Here is a 14501-nt window from a genome sequence, read left to right as displayed (position 1 = left end):
ACGCACACGACAGGTGGGCGACTAGTCTGGATTCGTCATGACTTCCGTGCCGACTCCGATCACGTACCTCGACCACGCGGCCACCACGCCGATGGTTCCCGAGGCGATCGCGGCAATGAACGCGACGATGCTCCAGGGCGGCAACCCCTCGTCGTTGCACGGCTCCGGACGCGCCGCCCGGCGTACGGTCGAGGAGGCCCGCGAGCTGATCGCGCACCGGATCGGGGCCCGTCCGAGCGAGGTCGTCTTCATGTCCGGCGGCACGGAGGCCGACAACCTCGCCGTCAAGGGCCTGTACTGGTCGCGACGCAGTGCCGATCCCGCCCGTCGCCGTGTCATCGCCTCGGCCGTCGAGCACCACGCGCTGCTCGACCCGCTGACCTGGCTCGCCAAGGACGAGGGCGCCGTCGCCGACCTCGCGGTGGTCGACGGGCGGTGCCGCCTCGACGTCGACGCCTTCCGCGCGCAGCTCGAGCGCGATCCCGCCGACGTCGCGCTCGTCAGCTGCATGTGGGCCAACAACGAGGTCGGGACGGTTCAGCCGATCGCCGACATCGTCGCCCTCGCTTCCGACTACGGCATCCCCGTCCACAGCGACGCCGTCCAGGCGATCGGGCACCTGCCGGTCGACTTCGCCGCCAGCGGCCTCGACGCGATGACGGTCTCGTCTCACAAGCTCGGCGGGCCGACCGGGGTCGGCGCGCTCATCGTCCGCCGTGAGCTCGACGCCGTCCCTCTGCTGCACGGCGGCGGGCAGGAGCGCGACCTGCGCTCCGGCACGCTCAACACCGCCGCGATCGCCGCGTTTGCGGCCGCCCTCGACCTCGCCGTCGGCCGTCGCGACGAAGAGGCGGCGCGCCTCGAGACCCTGCGTATGCACCTGGTCGACGGGCTCCGTACGGCGATCCCGGAGGCGGTCGTCAACGGGGACCCCGAGGCGGGGCCTGAGCACCGGCTCCCGCACGTCGCCCACGTGACGTTCCCGGGAGCCGAGGGCGACTCCTTGCTCATGCTGCTCGACGCCCAGGGCATCGAGTGCTCGACGGGGTCGGCCTGCTCTGCGGGTATCCCTCAGGCCAGCCACGTCCTTCTCGCCATGGGCATGGACGAGCTCGCGGCCCGTGGCTCGCTGCGCTTCAGCCTCGGCCACACCAGCACCGAGGCGGACGTCGACCGCCTGCTCACCGCCCTTCCCGGTGTGTACGAGCGGGCGCGTGCCGCCGCCCGGGTCGGGGCGAGGGCCTGATGCGCGTCATCGCCGCGATGTCCGGCGGGGTCGACTCCGCCGTCGCCGCCGCGCGCGCCAAGGACGCGGGCCACGACGTGACCGGCGTCCACCTCGCCCTCTCGCGCAACCCGAAGTCCTACCGGACCGGCGCCCGCGGCTGCTGCTCGATCGAGGACAGCAACGACGCCCGCCGCGCCGCCGACGCCATCGGCATCCCGTTCTACGTGTGGGACATGAGCGACGAGTTCCACGACGAGGTCGTCGAGGACTTCGTTGCCGAGTACACCGCCGGCCGTACGCCCAACCCGTGCCTGCGCTGCAACGAGAAGATCAAGTTCGCCGCCGTCCTCGACCGGGCGCTCGCGCTCGGGTTCGACGCCGTCGTCACCGGGCACTATGCGCGGCTCGAGACCGGGGCCGACGGCGTGGTCGCGATGCACCGCGCTGCCGACCACGCCAAGGACCAGTCGTACGTGCTCGGCGTGCTCACTGCCGACCAGCTCGCGCACTCGCTCTTCCCGCTGGGCACCGACACCAAGGACGAGGTACGCCGTGAGGCCGAGCGTCGCGGGCTCCAGGTGGCCCACAAGCCCGACAGCCACGACATCTGCTTCGTCGCCGACGGTGACACCCCCGGGTGGCTCCACGACAAGCTCGGCACGAAGCCGGGCGTGATCGTCGACGAGGCCGGCGAGGTCCTGCGCGCGCACGACGGCGCCTTCGCCTACACGATCGGGCAGCGCCGCGGGCTGCGGCTCGGGCGCCCCGCCGCCGACGGCAGGCCGCGCTTCGTCCTCGACATCGAGCCGGTCTCCGGCACCGTGACCGTCGGTCCGCGCGAGCACCTCGCGGTCGGGGTGATCGAGGGGATCCGGCCGCTGTGGTGCGGCACGCCGCCCGAGGGCGAGGTCGACTGCACGGTCCAGCTGCGCGCGCACGGCGACGAGCACCGCGCGACCGTACGCGTCGAACGCCGCGACGACGGCGATCGCGTCCACCTCACCCTTCACGACCCCGCGTACGGGATCGCACCCGGCCAGGCGGCTGTCCTGTACGACGGCACGCGCGTCGTCGGGTCCGCGACCATCGCCGCGACGACCCGCGCCGACGCCACCGCTTCCGCAACCGAGCGGTGACCGGTGGGGCATTCGCGCGACAACAACAAGGAGCACGCATGAGAGCCACCGGTGTCGGATCGATGCCGGGGGAGGACTTCCGGGGTGTCGTGCGGTTCGTCGCCGAGACGTGCCCCGACCTCCCCTTCCTGCCCGAGCTCCCTGCACGCGGCGACGGTGCGGGCATGATCGGGCGCGGCGCGGCCCTGCTCGATGGGATCGGCGCCGACCTCCAGCCCGCAGGGTGGCGGCTTACCGACAACCCGGGGCACGACCAGCGCCGGGCACGGTCGCTGCTCGCGCAGGACCTCGACGTCCTCGAGGAGGAGCTGCAGGGGTATGAGGGCGACCTCAAGATCCAGGTCCCTGGCCCGTGGACCCTCGCTGCCACGATGGAACGACCGCGCGGCGACCGCGTCCTCGCCGACCACGGTGCGCGCCGCGAGCTCGCCCAGTCGTTGGCCTCCGGCATCGGCGCCCACGTCCTCGAGGTGGGGCGACGGGTCGCCGGCGCCTCGGTCGTCGTCCAGGTCGACGAGCCGGGCGTACGGGCCGTCCTCGACGGGCAGATCCCCACCGCCAGCGGGATCGGTCGGCACCGCCGCATCCACGAGCCGGAGGCTGACGCCGCACTTCGCGAGGTCGTCTGCGAGATCCGCGGCGCAGGAGGCCGTCCGGTCGTGCACAGCTGTGCCTCCGACATCCCGGTCACCCTCCTGAGCGGGGCGGGCTTCGAGGCGGTCTCGTTCGACCTCCGGCTCGTGGCGCCTCGGTCGTACGACGCGTTCGCCGCCGTCTTCGAGACGGGCGTGGACCTCTGGCCGGGTATTCCCGACACGCATCTCGATCCGAGCGCGCTGCGCCGTACGGCCGACGCGTTCTTCGCCGCCCTGGGTTTCGGTGACGCCGACGTGATCCCCAGGGCGGTGCTCACGCCCACCTGCGGGCTGGCCGGAAGCCCTCCTGACCAGGCACGACGTATCTTGAAGGTGCTCGCGGACGCGGCACACCTCTGACGCCGTTCCGAGTCGCGGAGCGGCGCGCCTCACGTACCCTGCCTGGAGGAACACACTGGCTTGGGGGCCCCCTATGACGTCTCGGATCAAGACTGCGTTCGCCGTGCTGCCACTGGCGGTGGCAGGGCTCGTCGCGATCCCGGTGATCTCGTGGAGCGAGACGGTGGTGGTCGGCACGACACCGGATCCGCATCGCCACACGCTCGCCTCGTACGCGGTCGACGGCGCGCAGGGACCGAGCACCGAGCCACCGGTCGAGGGTGCGCTTGCCCAGGACGGGACGCCCGCGCCTGATCCCACCCGTGAGGTCGCGACCGCCGTCGACACCCCGAAGCTGCCGACCGATGAGTTCCGCGTCGCCGGTGTCACCTGGGACACGGGCTCGGTCGAGGGAGAGGTCCTCACGTACGTCCGGACGCGCGAGGAGTCGGGCTGGACCGACTGGTACAGGCTGGACGACGTCTCCGACGACGGCCCTGACCCGGGCACCCGCGAGGCCGCGAAGGCCCGCGCCGGCACCGCCCCGCTGATCGTCGGCCCGTCGGACGCCGTCCAGGTGAAGGTCGCCACGTCCGACGGCGACGCCCCTGCGGACGTCCAGGTCGATCTCCTCGACCTCGGCAGCACGACCACCAAGGAGGCGAAGCCGCTCGCCGCTGCGGAGGCCGCGACGCCGATGCCGACCATCCGCTCGCGCGCGACGTGGGGTGCCGACGAGCGGATCCGCGACAAGTCCGCGCCCGACTACGGCAAGGTGCAGGGTGCGGTCGTCCACCACACAGCCGGCTCCAACTCCTATACGCAGGCCGAGGTGCCCTCGGTCATCCGGGCGATCTACGCCTACCACGTGAAGGCGCTGAAGTGGCGTGACATCGGCTACAACGTCGTCGTCGACAAGTGGGGCCGGGCGTGGGAGGGCCGCTGGGGCGGTCTGACCCGCAACGTGGTGGGTGCACACGCGCTCAACAACAACACCACGACCTTCGGCGTCTCGGTCCTCGGCAACTTCGAGTCGGCCGCTGCCTCGTCGGCGGTCGTCGAGACCGTCTCGCGCGTCATCGCCTGGAAGTTCTCGCTCAACCACGTCGTCCCGACCGGCACCCGGACGTTCACGACCAACAGGGGCAAGAAGGTCGTCAAGCCCAAGATCGTCGGCCACCGCGACGTCGGCCAGACGGCCTGCCCAGGACGCAACCTCTACGCCAAGATGGGCACGATCCGCACCAGGGTCAACGCCGTCATGAAGAACTCCGGGCTCAAGCCGACGATCACCGCCTCGGCGGTCCCGACGACCTACACCGTCGGCGGCAACCGCACGGACGTCGCCGTCGGGGTCACTGCCGCCGGCCGGGTCCCGACGGGCTCGGTCCAGATCTTCGACACCCAGCGTGGCGACGTGCTCGGCGAGACCACCCTTGACGCGGCCGGCAAGGCGTCGATCAAGCTGCCGAAGCTGATGTATGCCGGCGCGCGCCGCCTGGCCGTGCTCTACAGCGGCGACGCCGCGGTCGCCTGGGGGCAGAGCGGGACGTTCGTCGTCTCCGTGGTCCGCGCGGCGACGACCACGTCGGCGACGTACGACAAGACCTCGGTCACCTCGGGCGACCAGGTGACGGCGCGCGTCACGGTGAACGGGGCCAACGTCAAGCCGCGCGGAACGGTGACGATCCTGTCCGGCTCGACGGTCATGGGACGGGCGACCGTGGCGATGTCGTCGACGGGAGACTTCTCCACCGCCACGGTGAGGCTGCGCCGAGACCTCGCCGCCGGGACGCACCGCCTCGTCGCCCGGTACGACGGCCACTACGCGATCGCGCCGTCGTCGGCGACGAGCGCGGCGACCCTTGCGGTGGCGAAGGGACGCAGCGCCCTCTCGGCCTCGTACGTGGGCGTGCCGCGCTGGCGGGCTCAGCCGGTGCTGCGCGTGCGTGCGGCCGCCAACGGCCAGCATCCCACCGGGACCGTCGTCGTCCGCGAGGGCGGCAGGGTCGTGGGCCAGAAGGCGCTGTCCGGCGGCTACGCCGACGTGCGTCTGCCCGCGAACCGCACCAAGCGCCGTACGGTGACGGTCTCGTACGGAGGGTCCGCCAACCTTCACGCGGCGCCGACGATCTCGAAGGCGGCGACGATCCACAAGGCCAAGCTCAAGGTCTCCCGCAAGCTCAGCGCCAAGAAGGTCAAGCGCGGCAAGAAGGTCGTCCTCCGGGTGAAAGCGACGGCGCCGGGCTACTCGCGCATCACCGGACGGGTCTTGGTCTATCGGGGTGGCAAGGTGCTGCGCTCGGCCAAGATGACCAAGAAGCTCAACAACAAGGTCACGATCCGCATCCCGACCTCGCGCAAGGGCACCCAGAAGCTCCGGGTGCAGATCGACCCGAACGGCTACGTCCTCCCGTACCGGTCCAAGACGCTCACGCTCAAGGTGCGGTGACGGCGGGAGGGTTGACGGCGACGCCGACCGAGAGCGCTGTGAAGAACTTCGGCGCGCCCTCCTCATAGAAGCTGTCGACCTCCGCGACCTCGAACCCGGCGTCGGTGATGCTGTCGACGATCTCGCGCGTGAGGTGACAGCCGCCGGCGACCCGCTTCTGGACCGGCTCGAGGCGGTGCTGCCAGCGGCGTACGGACTCGTCCGGGGCGAGGCCGTGCTCGACGAAGTGGAGCGTGCCACCGGGACGTAGGACGCGCCGCAGCTCGGCGAGGGCGGCGTCGAGATCCGGGATCGTGCACATCGTCCACGTGCTCAGCGCGGCGTCGAACGAGTCGTCCGCCAGCGGCAGCGCCTGGCCGTCGAGCCCGACCCGCCGGATCGGGACCGTGGACGCCTGGACGCGTGGCTGCGCCAGCCGCCACGCGAGGTCAGCCGGCTCGACGGCGGCGACCGAGCGTACGGAGGGTGGGTAGAAGCGGGTGTTGAGGCCGCTCCCGAACCCGATCTCGACCACGTCGCCCGACAGTCCCGTGCACGCGCGCTCGCGGGAGGGGTCGGTGTTCTTCGTGCCGCACGCGACGTCGACGATGCGGGGGACCACGTGCTCGCGATACCAGCCCATGGGCGCCTCCTTCGGCCCCATTCTCCTCGGACCCGTGTCGGTGTCCAGGGGTAGATTGTCGCCCGTGCCCAGCTTGGATGAACCCGATACGGATCAGCCCATCGAGAGCCCGCCCGACGAGGCCGCCGCGCGGGCGCGCCATGCCGAGCTGAGCGAGATCATCGAGCAGGCACGCACCCGCTACTTCGTCGACGACACCCCGACGATCTCCGACGCCGAGTACGACCGCCACATGGTCGAGCTGCGTGAGATCGAAGACGAGTTCCCCCAGCTTCGGACCCCGGACTCACCGACGCAGACCGTCGGAGGCACGGTCTCCGAGGCGTTCTCGGCGGTGCGCCACCGCCGTCGCATGGAGAGCCTCGACAACTGCTTCTCGTTCGAGGAGCTCGCTGCCTGGGGCGCGCGCGTCGAGAAGGAGGCCGGGACCGAGAGCGACTTCCTGGTCGAGCTCAAGGTCGACGGGCTCGCGATCAACCTGACGTACGAGCAGGGTCGCCTCGTACGAGCGGCGACACGCGGCGACGGCACGGTCGGCGAGGACGTCACGGCGAACGTCCGGACGATCGAGGGCATCCCACACCGGCTGACACCCTCTGACGACCACCCGGTGCCCGCGCTGCTCGAGGTGCGCGGTGAGATCTTCTTCCCGACGCAGGCGTTCGAGGAGTTCAACACCGCCTGGAGCGAGGCCGGCAACACCCCGTTCTCCAACCCCCGCAACGCCGCCGCGGGGTCGCTGCGCCAGAAGGACCCGCGTGTCACCGCGACGCGCCCGCTGCGGATGGTCTGCCACGGCATCGGCGACCGCGAGGGCTACGTGCCCGAGCGGCAGTCCGAGGCGTACGCCGCGCTGGCCGCCTGGGGGCTGCCGACCAGCGACCGGATGAAGGTCCTCCCGACGATGGGTGAGGTCGAGGAGTTCATCAGCTACTACGGCGAGCACCGCCACGACGTCGAGCACGACATCGACGGCATCGTCATCAAGGTCGACCAGATCGCACTCCAGCGCGCGCTCGGCTCGACCTCGCGGGCGCCGCGGTGGGCGATCGCCTACAAGTACCCGCCCGAGGAGGTCAACACGACGCTCCTTGAGATCCGCGTCAACGTCGGCCGGACGGGCCGGGTCACCCCGTACGGCGTGATGGTGCCGGTGTTCGTGTCCGGCTCGACCGTCGAGATGGCGACGCTGCACAACGCGTCCGAGGTGGCCCGCAAGAACGTCCGCCCCGGCGACACCGTCGTCCTGCGCAAGGCCGGTGACGTGATCCCGGAGATCGTCGGGCCCGTCCTCGCGCTGCGTCCGGACGACGCCGAGCCGTGGGTGATGCCGACGACCTGCCCGTCCTGCGGGACTGACCTCGCACCCGCCAAGGAGGGCGACGCCGACCTGCGGTGCCCCAACACGCGCCACTGCCCGGCCCAGCTCCGCGAGCGGTTGTTCCACGTCGGCAGCCGGGGTGCGCTCGACATCGAGGTGCTGGGCTATGAGGCCGCGAGCGCCCTGCTCGACGCAGAGGTGCTCGAGGACGAGGGGCGGCTGTTCGCGCTCGACGAGGCCGACCTGCTGCGCGTCCCGCTGTTCACCCGCGCCGCCAAGAAGGCTGAGAAGGAGGCCGGTGCGGGCGATCGTGTGCTGTCGGCCAACGGGCGCAGGTTCCTCGACAACCTCGGCAACGCCAAGCAGCAGCCCCTGTGGCGGGTGATCGTCGCGCTGTCGATCCGCCATGTCGGGCCGACCGCCGCTCGCGCGCTGGCCGCCGAGCTCGGCAGCATCGACGCGATCCGCGCGGCCGACGCCGAGACGCTCGCCGCCGTCGACGGGGTCGGCCCGACGATCGCCGCCTCGGTGGCGGAGTGGTTCACGGTTCCGTGGCACTGCGAGATCGTCGAGCAGTGGGCGGCCGCCGGCGTGCGCATGGCCGACGAGCGGGACGAGTCGATCACCCGGACGCTCGAAGGCATGACGATCGTCGTCACGGGCTCGCTCCAGGGATTCACCCGGGACGAGGCCAAGGAGGCGATCCTGGCGCGCGGTGGCAAGTCCGCCGGGTCGGTCTCCAAGAAGACGAGCTTCGTGGTGGTCGGAGAGGCAGCGGGCTCCAAGGCGGCCAAGGCCGAGGAGCTGGGGCTGACGATCCTCGACGAGGAGGGGTTCGTCGATCTGCTGCGTGACGGGCCGCCAGCGGTGGACGACGACGCTGCGGACGGCGACGCTGCGGACGGCGACGCTGCGGACGCCTGAGGCCAGGCGCCCGCAGCGTCTCGAGGGTCAGCGCTTGACGACGCGGACGACGACCTTGCCGTTGGACCCGCGGACGGTGGAGCTGCCCGCATAGACGACGCGCAGCCGGTGCTTGCCGGCCTTCAGCGCCTTCTTGCGCAGCGTGACGGTCGCCTTGCCGTTGGCGAGCCGCTTGGTGGCAAGCAGTTTCTTGCCCTTGTAGACGCGGACCGTGCCGGACGCCTTGCGAGACGAGCGGACGGCGACCTTGACCTTGCCGGCCTTGCCGTACGCGATCTTCTTGGCGGTCGCCTTCACCGTCGACGCCGACTTGGTGACGGCGACCGGCTTCGGGGCGGGGGCGGGGGCCGGGTTCTGGCCGGGGACGGTGGTGATCGGGCCGACCATGAGGTCGAGGGTGTTGCCCTCACCGCCCATCAGCGTGTTGAGCGCCCAGTTGCTCAGCGGGATCGTGAGAACCTTCGGACACCCCGTGATCTCGGGGATGGTGAACGTGGCCTTCATCGGGAAGGCCTCGGTCAGGCTGAGCGGCTCGGTGCTCGTGAGCGTGGTCGTGATGACGTCCGTCTTGCAGTCGGGGCCGCCGAGGTTGAGCTTGTCGGCGAGCGGCAGGTCGCTCCGGACCTCCGGCAGCGCGATCCGGAAGCTGGTCTTTGCGGTCACGATGCCGCCCTCGCCGGCCCGTGCCTCGGTCTTGCCGACCGGCTCCAGCACGACGGTCGAGGTCGTGTCGCCCAGGACGGGGATGCCGAGGGCGCGCACCTTTGCCGTGATCGGCGGGATCACCATGTCGCCGACGAGCAACGGGTCACGCAACAAGTCGAAGTCGCCGGTGAGCTTTGCTCCAGCGGGCATATCGAGGACGGCGCCACCGGCGAGCGGGTTGGCGAGCGACGTCGTGCCGGTGATCGGCAGGACGACCTGGCTGCCGGCATTCGCGGCGGGTGCGCCTGCGAGTCCGGCGGTGACGAGTGCGGCGGTCGCCAGTGCGGCGACGACGGGCCTACGCATGTCTGTCCCTCCCAAGACGATGGCGCCGGGGGCGGGGGCGCCCCGTGGCGCATGCGAACGTGAGGTTACTGCTGGGTTGCACGGTTTGTCACGCGTCGTGGGCGGCCGAAGTCGTGACCTCGCCCTGGCGATCCCGGGTGCGGCGCGCGACCACCGACTGTCCACAATGGAGCGCCACCCTTCCCCGGAGGACCGATGTCGCACCCGAACGGCCCGCAACCGCCCGTCCCGCCGTACGGGCCTCCTCCGCAGGGACCCGCTCCGTACGGACCTCCGCCGCAGGGCTGGGGGCCGCCACCTCCCCAGATTCCCCCGACGCCGCAGCACTGGAGTCCGCAGGGTCCCGGCGGCTACCCGCAGCAGTCCCCGTACGGCGCCCCGCAGTGGGTCCCACCGTCGCCCGACGGCGGCAACGGGGGCAGCAACCGGCGACGCAACCTCGTCCTCCTCGTCGTGGGAGCAGCGGTCGCGCTCGCCCTGATCGTCGCCGCGGTCGTGGTCGGGGTCAGCGTCATCGACAAGAGCTCGGACCCGAACTCGGACTCGACCGAGCCTGTTTCGTCGGCTTCGCGTCAGGCTGGTGGGTCCGATGGAGGGGGCGAACCGATGACGGAGAGGGCTGTCGGTGACCTGACGGCCGCTCTGGAGGCGCAGGAAGGCTGGTCCTGCTACACGACGGTGGCCGGCGCTCTCGTGCGTTGCCACTCCTTCGTTGCCGGCGAGGACCCGCAGCGCGCGACGCTTCGTGTCGACCTCGCGGATGGCGTCGTCACGAACGTGGACCTCGCGGCCTACCTCGTCACGGATCCCGCGGCGGTCACCGCGGTCGCGGCGCAGGCCGTCGGCGAGACGCTCTTCGACGGATTGGGCGACGAGCTGACCGCCGCTGCCGCGGCAGACACCGACCTCGGTCCCGACGACCTCGGCACCGCCGCCACCTTCACCGCGTACGGTGACGGCTTCCAGATCCGCTCCGAGGGTGCCGAGGCGATCCCGGGCGCCGGGCCGTCGCCCGGGACCACCGCCACGCTGGCTCCGACGCTGGCGGCCAAGGGGTTCACCTGCAAGAAGGACGACGCGGAGTCGATCTCGTGCGAGAAGGACGACGGCCGCACGTCCGTCCACGTCCTCGGGATGGATCACGAGACGTCGACCAGCTGGAACCTGTCGGTCCGCGGCGCGACGTACGACACCCCGCTCGACGAGAAGCAGGCCCGCGCCGCCCTCGGTCTCGAGCTGGTCGGGCTCGGTCTCAGCGACGAGGCCGGGTCCTCGTGGGTTGCCGCCGCCGCGGAACGTCAGGAAGGCGACTTCGCGGGGTACTCGCTCGAGCTCGCGATCTATTCGACAGGTGCGGACGCGAGCATGATGGCGTCGGTGCGTCAGGTCCGGTGACCGTGCGAGGACGAGGGCAAGGGCCGACGCCCTAGGATGGATCGGTAATCCCCACCCACGCTCGAAGGGACTCTCCGTTGTCCGACGGGATCTCGCGCGCTGACGTCGCCCACCTGGCGAACCTCGCGCGCATCGACCTCACCGACGCCGAGCTCGACCGGCTCACCCCGGAGCTGACGGTCATCCTGGAGTCGGTCGCCCAGGTTGCGGAGGTGGCCGACGTCGACGTCCCGCCGACCTCCCACGCCGTGCCGCTGTCCAACGTGTTCCGCGACGACGTCGTCACGCCGGGCCTCACCCCGGAGCAGGCGCTCGCCGCTGCTCCCGCAGTCGAGCAGCAGCGCTTCGCGGTGCCGCGGATCCTCGGGGAGGAAGCATGAGCACCATCCGCCTGAGCGCCGCCGAGATCGCCGGCAAGCTGGCCGCGGGTGAGGTCTCGTCCGCCGAGGTCACCCAGGACCACCTCGACCGCATCGCCGCCGTCGACGGCGACCTCAACGCCTTCCTCGCGCTCGACGCCGAGGGCGCGCTCGCGACCGCGCGTGACGTCGACGCCCGCCGTGCCGCGGGAGAGCAGCTCCACCCGCTGGCCGGTGTGCCGATCGCCGTCAAGGACGTCGTCGCCACCGAGGGCATCGCGACCACCGCGGGCTCCAAGATCCTCGAGGGCTGGGTGCCGCCGTACGACGCGTTCCTCACCCGCCGGATCCGCGCCGCGGGCCTGCCGATCCTCGGCAAGACCAACATGGACGAGTTCGCGATGGGGTCGTCCACCGAGCACTCCGCGTACGGACCGACCCGCAACCCCTGGGACCGCGATCGCATCCCCGGTGGTTCCGGAGGTGGCTCGGCCGCCGCTGTCGGAGCGTACGAGGCTCCGCTCGCGATCGGCACCGACACCGGCGGCTCGATCCGTCAGCCCGCCGCCGTCACCGGCACAGTCGGTGTGAAGCCGACGTACGGAGGCGTGTCGCGCTACGGCCTGATCGCGCTGGCCTCGTCGCTGGACCAGGCGGGCCCGGTCACCCGTACCGTGCTCGACGCGGCGCTGCTGCACGACCTGATCGGCGGCTACGACCCGCTCGACTCGACCAGCATCGACGCCCCCGTCCCGCCCGTCATCGAGGCGGCCCGCCGCGCTGACGTCTCGGGTCTGCGGATCGGGATCGTCCGCGAGCTCGGCGGCGAGGGTTACCAGCCCGGCGTACGCGCCCGGTTCGACGAGGCGATCGCGCTGCTGACGAAGGCCGGCGCCGAGATCGTCGAGGTCTCGTGCCCGAGCTTCACGTACGCGCTGTCGACGTACTACCTGATCCTCCCGGCGGAGGCGTCCAGCAACCTCGCCAAGTTCGACGCGATGCGATACGGCCTGCGGATCAACCCGCAGGGCGTGGCCGCGCCGAGCGCCGAGCAGGTGATGGCGGCGACCCGCGAGGCCGGCCTCGGTGACGAGGTGAAGCGCCGCATCATCATCGGCACATACGCGCTGTCGAGCGGCTACTACGACGCCTACTACGGCTCCGCCCAGAAGGTCCGTACGCTCATCGCGCAGGATTTCGCTCGCGCCTTCGAGCAGGTGGACGTGCTTGTCTCGCCGACGACGCCGACGACGGCGTTCCCGCTCGGGAGCAAGCTCGACGACCCGATGTCGATGTACCTGCAGGACGTCGCCACGATCCCGGCCAACCTCGCCGGCATCCCCGGCCTGTCGCTCCCGGTCGGTGTGACCGACGAGGACGGACTGCCCGTCGGTCTCCAGGTGCTCGCTCCGGCGATGGCCGACGATCGTCTCTACAACGTCGGCGCCGCCCTCGAGCGGATGCTGCTCGAGCAGTGGGGAGCGCCGCTGCTGAGCCGTGCGCCCGAGCTGGCTGCGACCTCCGAGACCGTGTCCTCGAAGGAGGAGACCCGATGACCGCCACCCGTACCGAGCTGGTCCCGTTCGACCAGGCGCTCGAGACGTACGACCCCGTGATGGGGCTCGAGGTGCACGTCGAGCTCAACACCGCGTCCAAGATGTTCTGCGGCTGCTCGACGGTGTTCGGCGCGGAGCCCAACACACAGGTCTGCCCGACCTGCCTGGGTCTGCCGGGCGCGCTGCCTGTCGTCAACGGCAAGGCCGTCGAGTCGGCGATCCGGATCGGCCTCGCGCTCAACTGCTCGATCGCGCCGTGGTCGCGCTTCGCGCGCAAGAACTACTTCTATCCGGACATGCCGAAGAACTTCCAGACCTCGCAGTACGACGAGCCGATCTGCTTCGAGGGCTGGACCGACGTGACGATCGAGACCGGCGAGGGGCCGCAGGTCTTCCGCGTCGACATCGAGCGTGCGCACATGGAGGAGGACACCGGCAAGTCGCTGCACGTCGGCGGTGCGACCGGCCGCATCCATGGCGCCGACTACTCGCTGGTCGACTACAACCGTGCGGGCATCCCGCTGATCGAGGTCGTCACGAAGCCGATCGTCGGTGCAGGGAAGTACGCGCCGCAGGTCGCTCGGGCGTACGTCGCCTCGCTGCGCGAGCTGGTCAAGGCGCTCGACGTCTCCGACGCGCGGATGGAGCAGGGCTCGATGCGCTGCGACGTCAACCTGTCGCTGATGCGCAAGGACGCCGACGTGTTCGGCACGCGGTCCGAGACCAAGAACGTCAACTCGCTGCGTTCGGTCGAGCGGGCGGTCCGCTACGAGGTCGAGCGTCACGCGGGCATCCTCGACGCGCGCCAGAAGATCGTCCAGGAGACGCGCCATTGGCACGAGGACACCGGCGTGACGACCTCGGGTCGCGAGAAGTCGGACGCTGAGGACTACCGCTACTTCCCCGAGCCCGACCTGGTCCCGGTCGCGCCGTCCGAGGCGTGGGTCGAGGAGCTGCGGGCGACTTTGCCCGAGCCGCCCGCCGAGCGCCGCGCGCGGCTGCAGGGCGAGTGGGGCTACTCCGATCTCGAGATGCGTGACGTCGTGGGCGCGGGTGCACTCGACCTCATCGAGGCGACGGTCGCCGCTGGCGCCACGCCGACGTCGGCCCGCAAGTGGTGGCTCGGCGAGCTCGCACGTCGTGCGAACGACACGGGCGCGCCGATCGACGAGCTGGGCGTCACCCCCGTACAGGTCGCGGAGGTGCAGGCGCTCGTCGATGCCAAGCGCATCAACGACAAGCTGGCGCGTCAGGTCTTCGACGGGCTCGTGGCCGGTGAAGGGACGCCCGAGGAGATCGTCGCCGCGCGAGGGCTCGAGGTCGTGTCGGACGACGGTGCGCTCGCCGCCGCGGTCGATCGCGCGGTCGAGGCCAACCCGGACGTCGCTGCCAAGATCCGCGACGGCAAGGTCGCCGCTGCGGGTGCGCTGATTGGCGCGGTCATGAAGGAGATGCGCGGCCAGGCCGACGCCGGGCGCGTGCGCGAGCTGATCCTCGAGAAGCTCGCCTAACCCCTCGCCCCG

The 14501-nt window shown here is 71.2% G+C and carries 11 protein-coding genes; 9 read left to right on the top strand and 2 right to left on the bottom strand.

The window, feature by feature from the left end; all coding sequences use genetic code 11:
* The first annotated feature begins 37 nt into the window (after positions 1–37).
* The 4 genes from HCT63_RS10335 (at position 38) to HCT63_RS10320 (ending at position 5790) form a co-directional block, all read left to right on the top strand.
* Positions 38–1246, top strand: a complete 1209-nt coding sequence (locus HCT63_RS10335; protein WP_208322365.1) for a cysteine desulfurase family protein — start codon at positions 38–40, stop codon at positions 1244–1246.
* Positions 1246–2364, top strand: a complete 1119-nt coding sequence (mnmA, locus tag HCT63_RS10330; RefSeq protein WP_167003808.1) for a tRNA 2-thiouridine(34) synthase MnmA — start codon at positions 1246–1248, stop codon at positions 2362–2364. Before HCT63_RS10335 ends, mnmA begins: the two co-directional genes overlap by 1 nt.
* Positions 2365–2402: 38 nt before the next feature.
* On the top strand, positions 2403–3359 hold the full coding sequence (locus HCT63_RS10325) for a methionine synthase (RefSeq protein WP_167003806.1): 957 nt from the start codon (positions 2403–2405) through the stop codon (positions 3357–3359).
* A gap of 73 nt (positions 3360–3432) precedes the next feature.
* Positions 3433–5790 (top strand): Ig-like domain repeat protein, encoded by a 2358-nt coding sequence (locus tag HCT63_RS10320; RefSeq protein ID WP_167003804.1) that lies wholly within the window; start codon positions 3433–3435, stop codon positions 5788–5790.
* Here the strand turns inward: HCT63_RS10320 and HCT63_RS10315 are convergent.
* Positions 5777–6412 carry a class I SAM-dependent methyltransferase gene (locus HCT63_RS10315; protein WP_167003802.1) on the bottom strand — a complete coding sequence of 212 codons (636 nt, stop codon included), beginning with the start codon at positions 6410–6412 and terminating at the stop codon, positions 5777–5779. The two genes, HCT63_RS10320 and HCT63_RS10315, sit on opposite strands and share 14 nt — an antisense overlap.
* A 100-nt stretch (positions 6413–6512) precedes the next feature.
* Here HCT63_RS10315 and ligA point away from each other — a divergent pair, with 100 nt between their 5' ends.
* Positions 6513–8657 (top strand): NAD-dependent DNA ligase LigA, encoded by a 2145-nt coding sequence (gene ligA / locus HCT63_RS10310; protein WP_243843010.1) that lies wholly within the window; start codon positions 6513–6515, stop codon positions 8655–8657.
* Between the two features lie 27 nt (positions 8658–8684).
* Here ligA and HCT63_RS10305 read toward each other — a convergent pair whose 3' ends face one another.
* Positions 8685–9668, bottom strand: a complete 984-nt coding sequence (locus tag HCT63_RS10305) for an Ig-like domain repeat protein (protein ID WP_167003798.1) — start codon at positions 9666–9668, stop codon at positions 8685–8687.
* A gap of 195 nt (positions 9669–9863) precedes the next feature.
* Here HCT63_RS10305 and HCT63_RS10300 point away from each other — a divergent pair, with 195 nt between their 5' ends.
* The 4 genes from HCT63_RS10300 to gatB all read left to right on the top strand — a co-directional run bounded on the left by HCT63_RS10300 (position 9864) and on the right by gatB (position 14489).
* A complete protein-coding gene (locus HCT63_RS10300) occupies positions 9864–11063 on the top strand; it encodes a hypothetical protein (RefSeq protein ID WP_167003796.1) in 1200 nt (399 codons plus the stop codon).
* A gap of 77 nt (positions 11064–11140) precedes the next feature.
* Positions 11141–11443, top strand: a complete 303-nt coding sequence (gene gatC / locus HCT63_RS10295) for an Asp-tRNA(Asn)/Glu-tRNA(Gln) amidotransferase subunit GatC (protein ID WP_167003794.1) — start codon at positions 11141–11143, stop codon at positions 11441–11443.
* Positions 11440–12978 (top strand): Asp-tRNA(Asn)/Glu-tRNA(Gln) amidotransferase subunit GatA, encoded by a 1539-nt coding sequence (gatA, locus tag HCT63_RS10290; RefSeq protein ID WP_167003792.1) that lies wholly within the window; start codon positions 11440–11442, stop codon positions 12976–12978. Before gatC ends, gatA begins: the two co-directional genes overlap by 4 nt.
* Entirely contained in the window at positions 12975–14489 is a 1515-nt protein-coding gene (gatB, locus tag HCT63_RS10285) for an Asp-tRNA(Asn)/Glu-tRNA(Gln) amidotransferase subunit GatB (RefSeq protein ID WP_167003790.1), read from the top strand. Before gatA ends, gatB begins: the two co-directional genes overlap by 4 nt.
* Positions 14490–14501 lie beyond the last annotated feature (12 nt).

The sequence above is a fragment of the Mumia sp. ZJ430 genome, assembly GCF_011751845.1.
Classification (GTDB): domain Bacteria; phylum Actinomycetota; class Actinomycetes; order Propionibacteriales; family Nocardioidaceae; genus Mumia.
This window is presented reverse-complemented; position numbering and strand designations above follow the sequence as displayed.

Coding starts and splice junctions, on each gene's coding strand:
- HCT63_RS10335 (WP_208322365.1), top strand. CDS start 38: ATGACTTCCGTGCCGACTCCGATCACGTACCTCGACCACGCGGCCACC.
- mnmA (WP_167003808.1), top strand. CDS start 1,246: ATGCGCGTCATCGCCGCGATGTCCGGCGGGGTCGACTCCGCCGTCGCC.
- HCT63_RS10325 (WP_167003806.1), top strand. CDS start 2,403: ATGAGAGCCACCGGTGTCGGATCGATGCCGGGGGAGGACTTCCGGGGT.
- HCT63_RS10320 (WP_167003804.1), top strand. CDS start 3,433: ATGACGTCTCGGATCAAGACTGCGTTCGCCGTGCTGCCACTGGCGGTG.
- HCT63_RS10315 (WP_167003802.1), bottom strand. CDS start 6,412: ATGGGCTGGTATCGCGAGCACGTGGTCCCCCGCATCGTCGACGTCGCG.
- HCT63_RS10305 (WP_167003798.1), bottom strand. CDS start 9,668: ATGCGTAGGCCCGTCGTCGCCGCACTGGCGACCGCCGCACTCGTCACC.
- HCT63_RS10300 (WP_167003796.1), top strand. CDS start 9,864: ATGTCGCACCCGAACGGCCCGCAACCGCCCGTCCCGCCGTACGGGCCT.
- gatA (WP_167003792.1), top strand. CDS start 11,440: ATGAGCACCATCCGCCTGAGCGCCGCCGAGATCGCCGGCAAGCTGGCC.
- gatB (WP_167003790.1), top strand. CDS start 12,975: ATGACCGCCACCCGTACCGAGCTGGTCCCGTTCGACCAGGCGCTCGAG.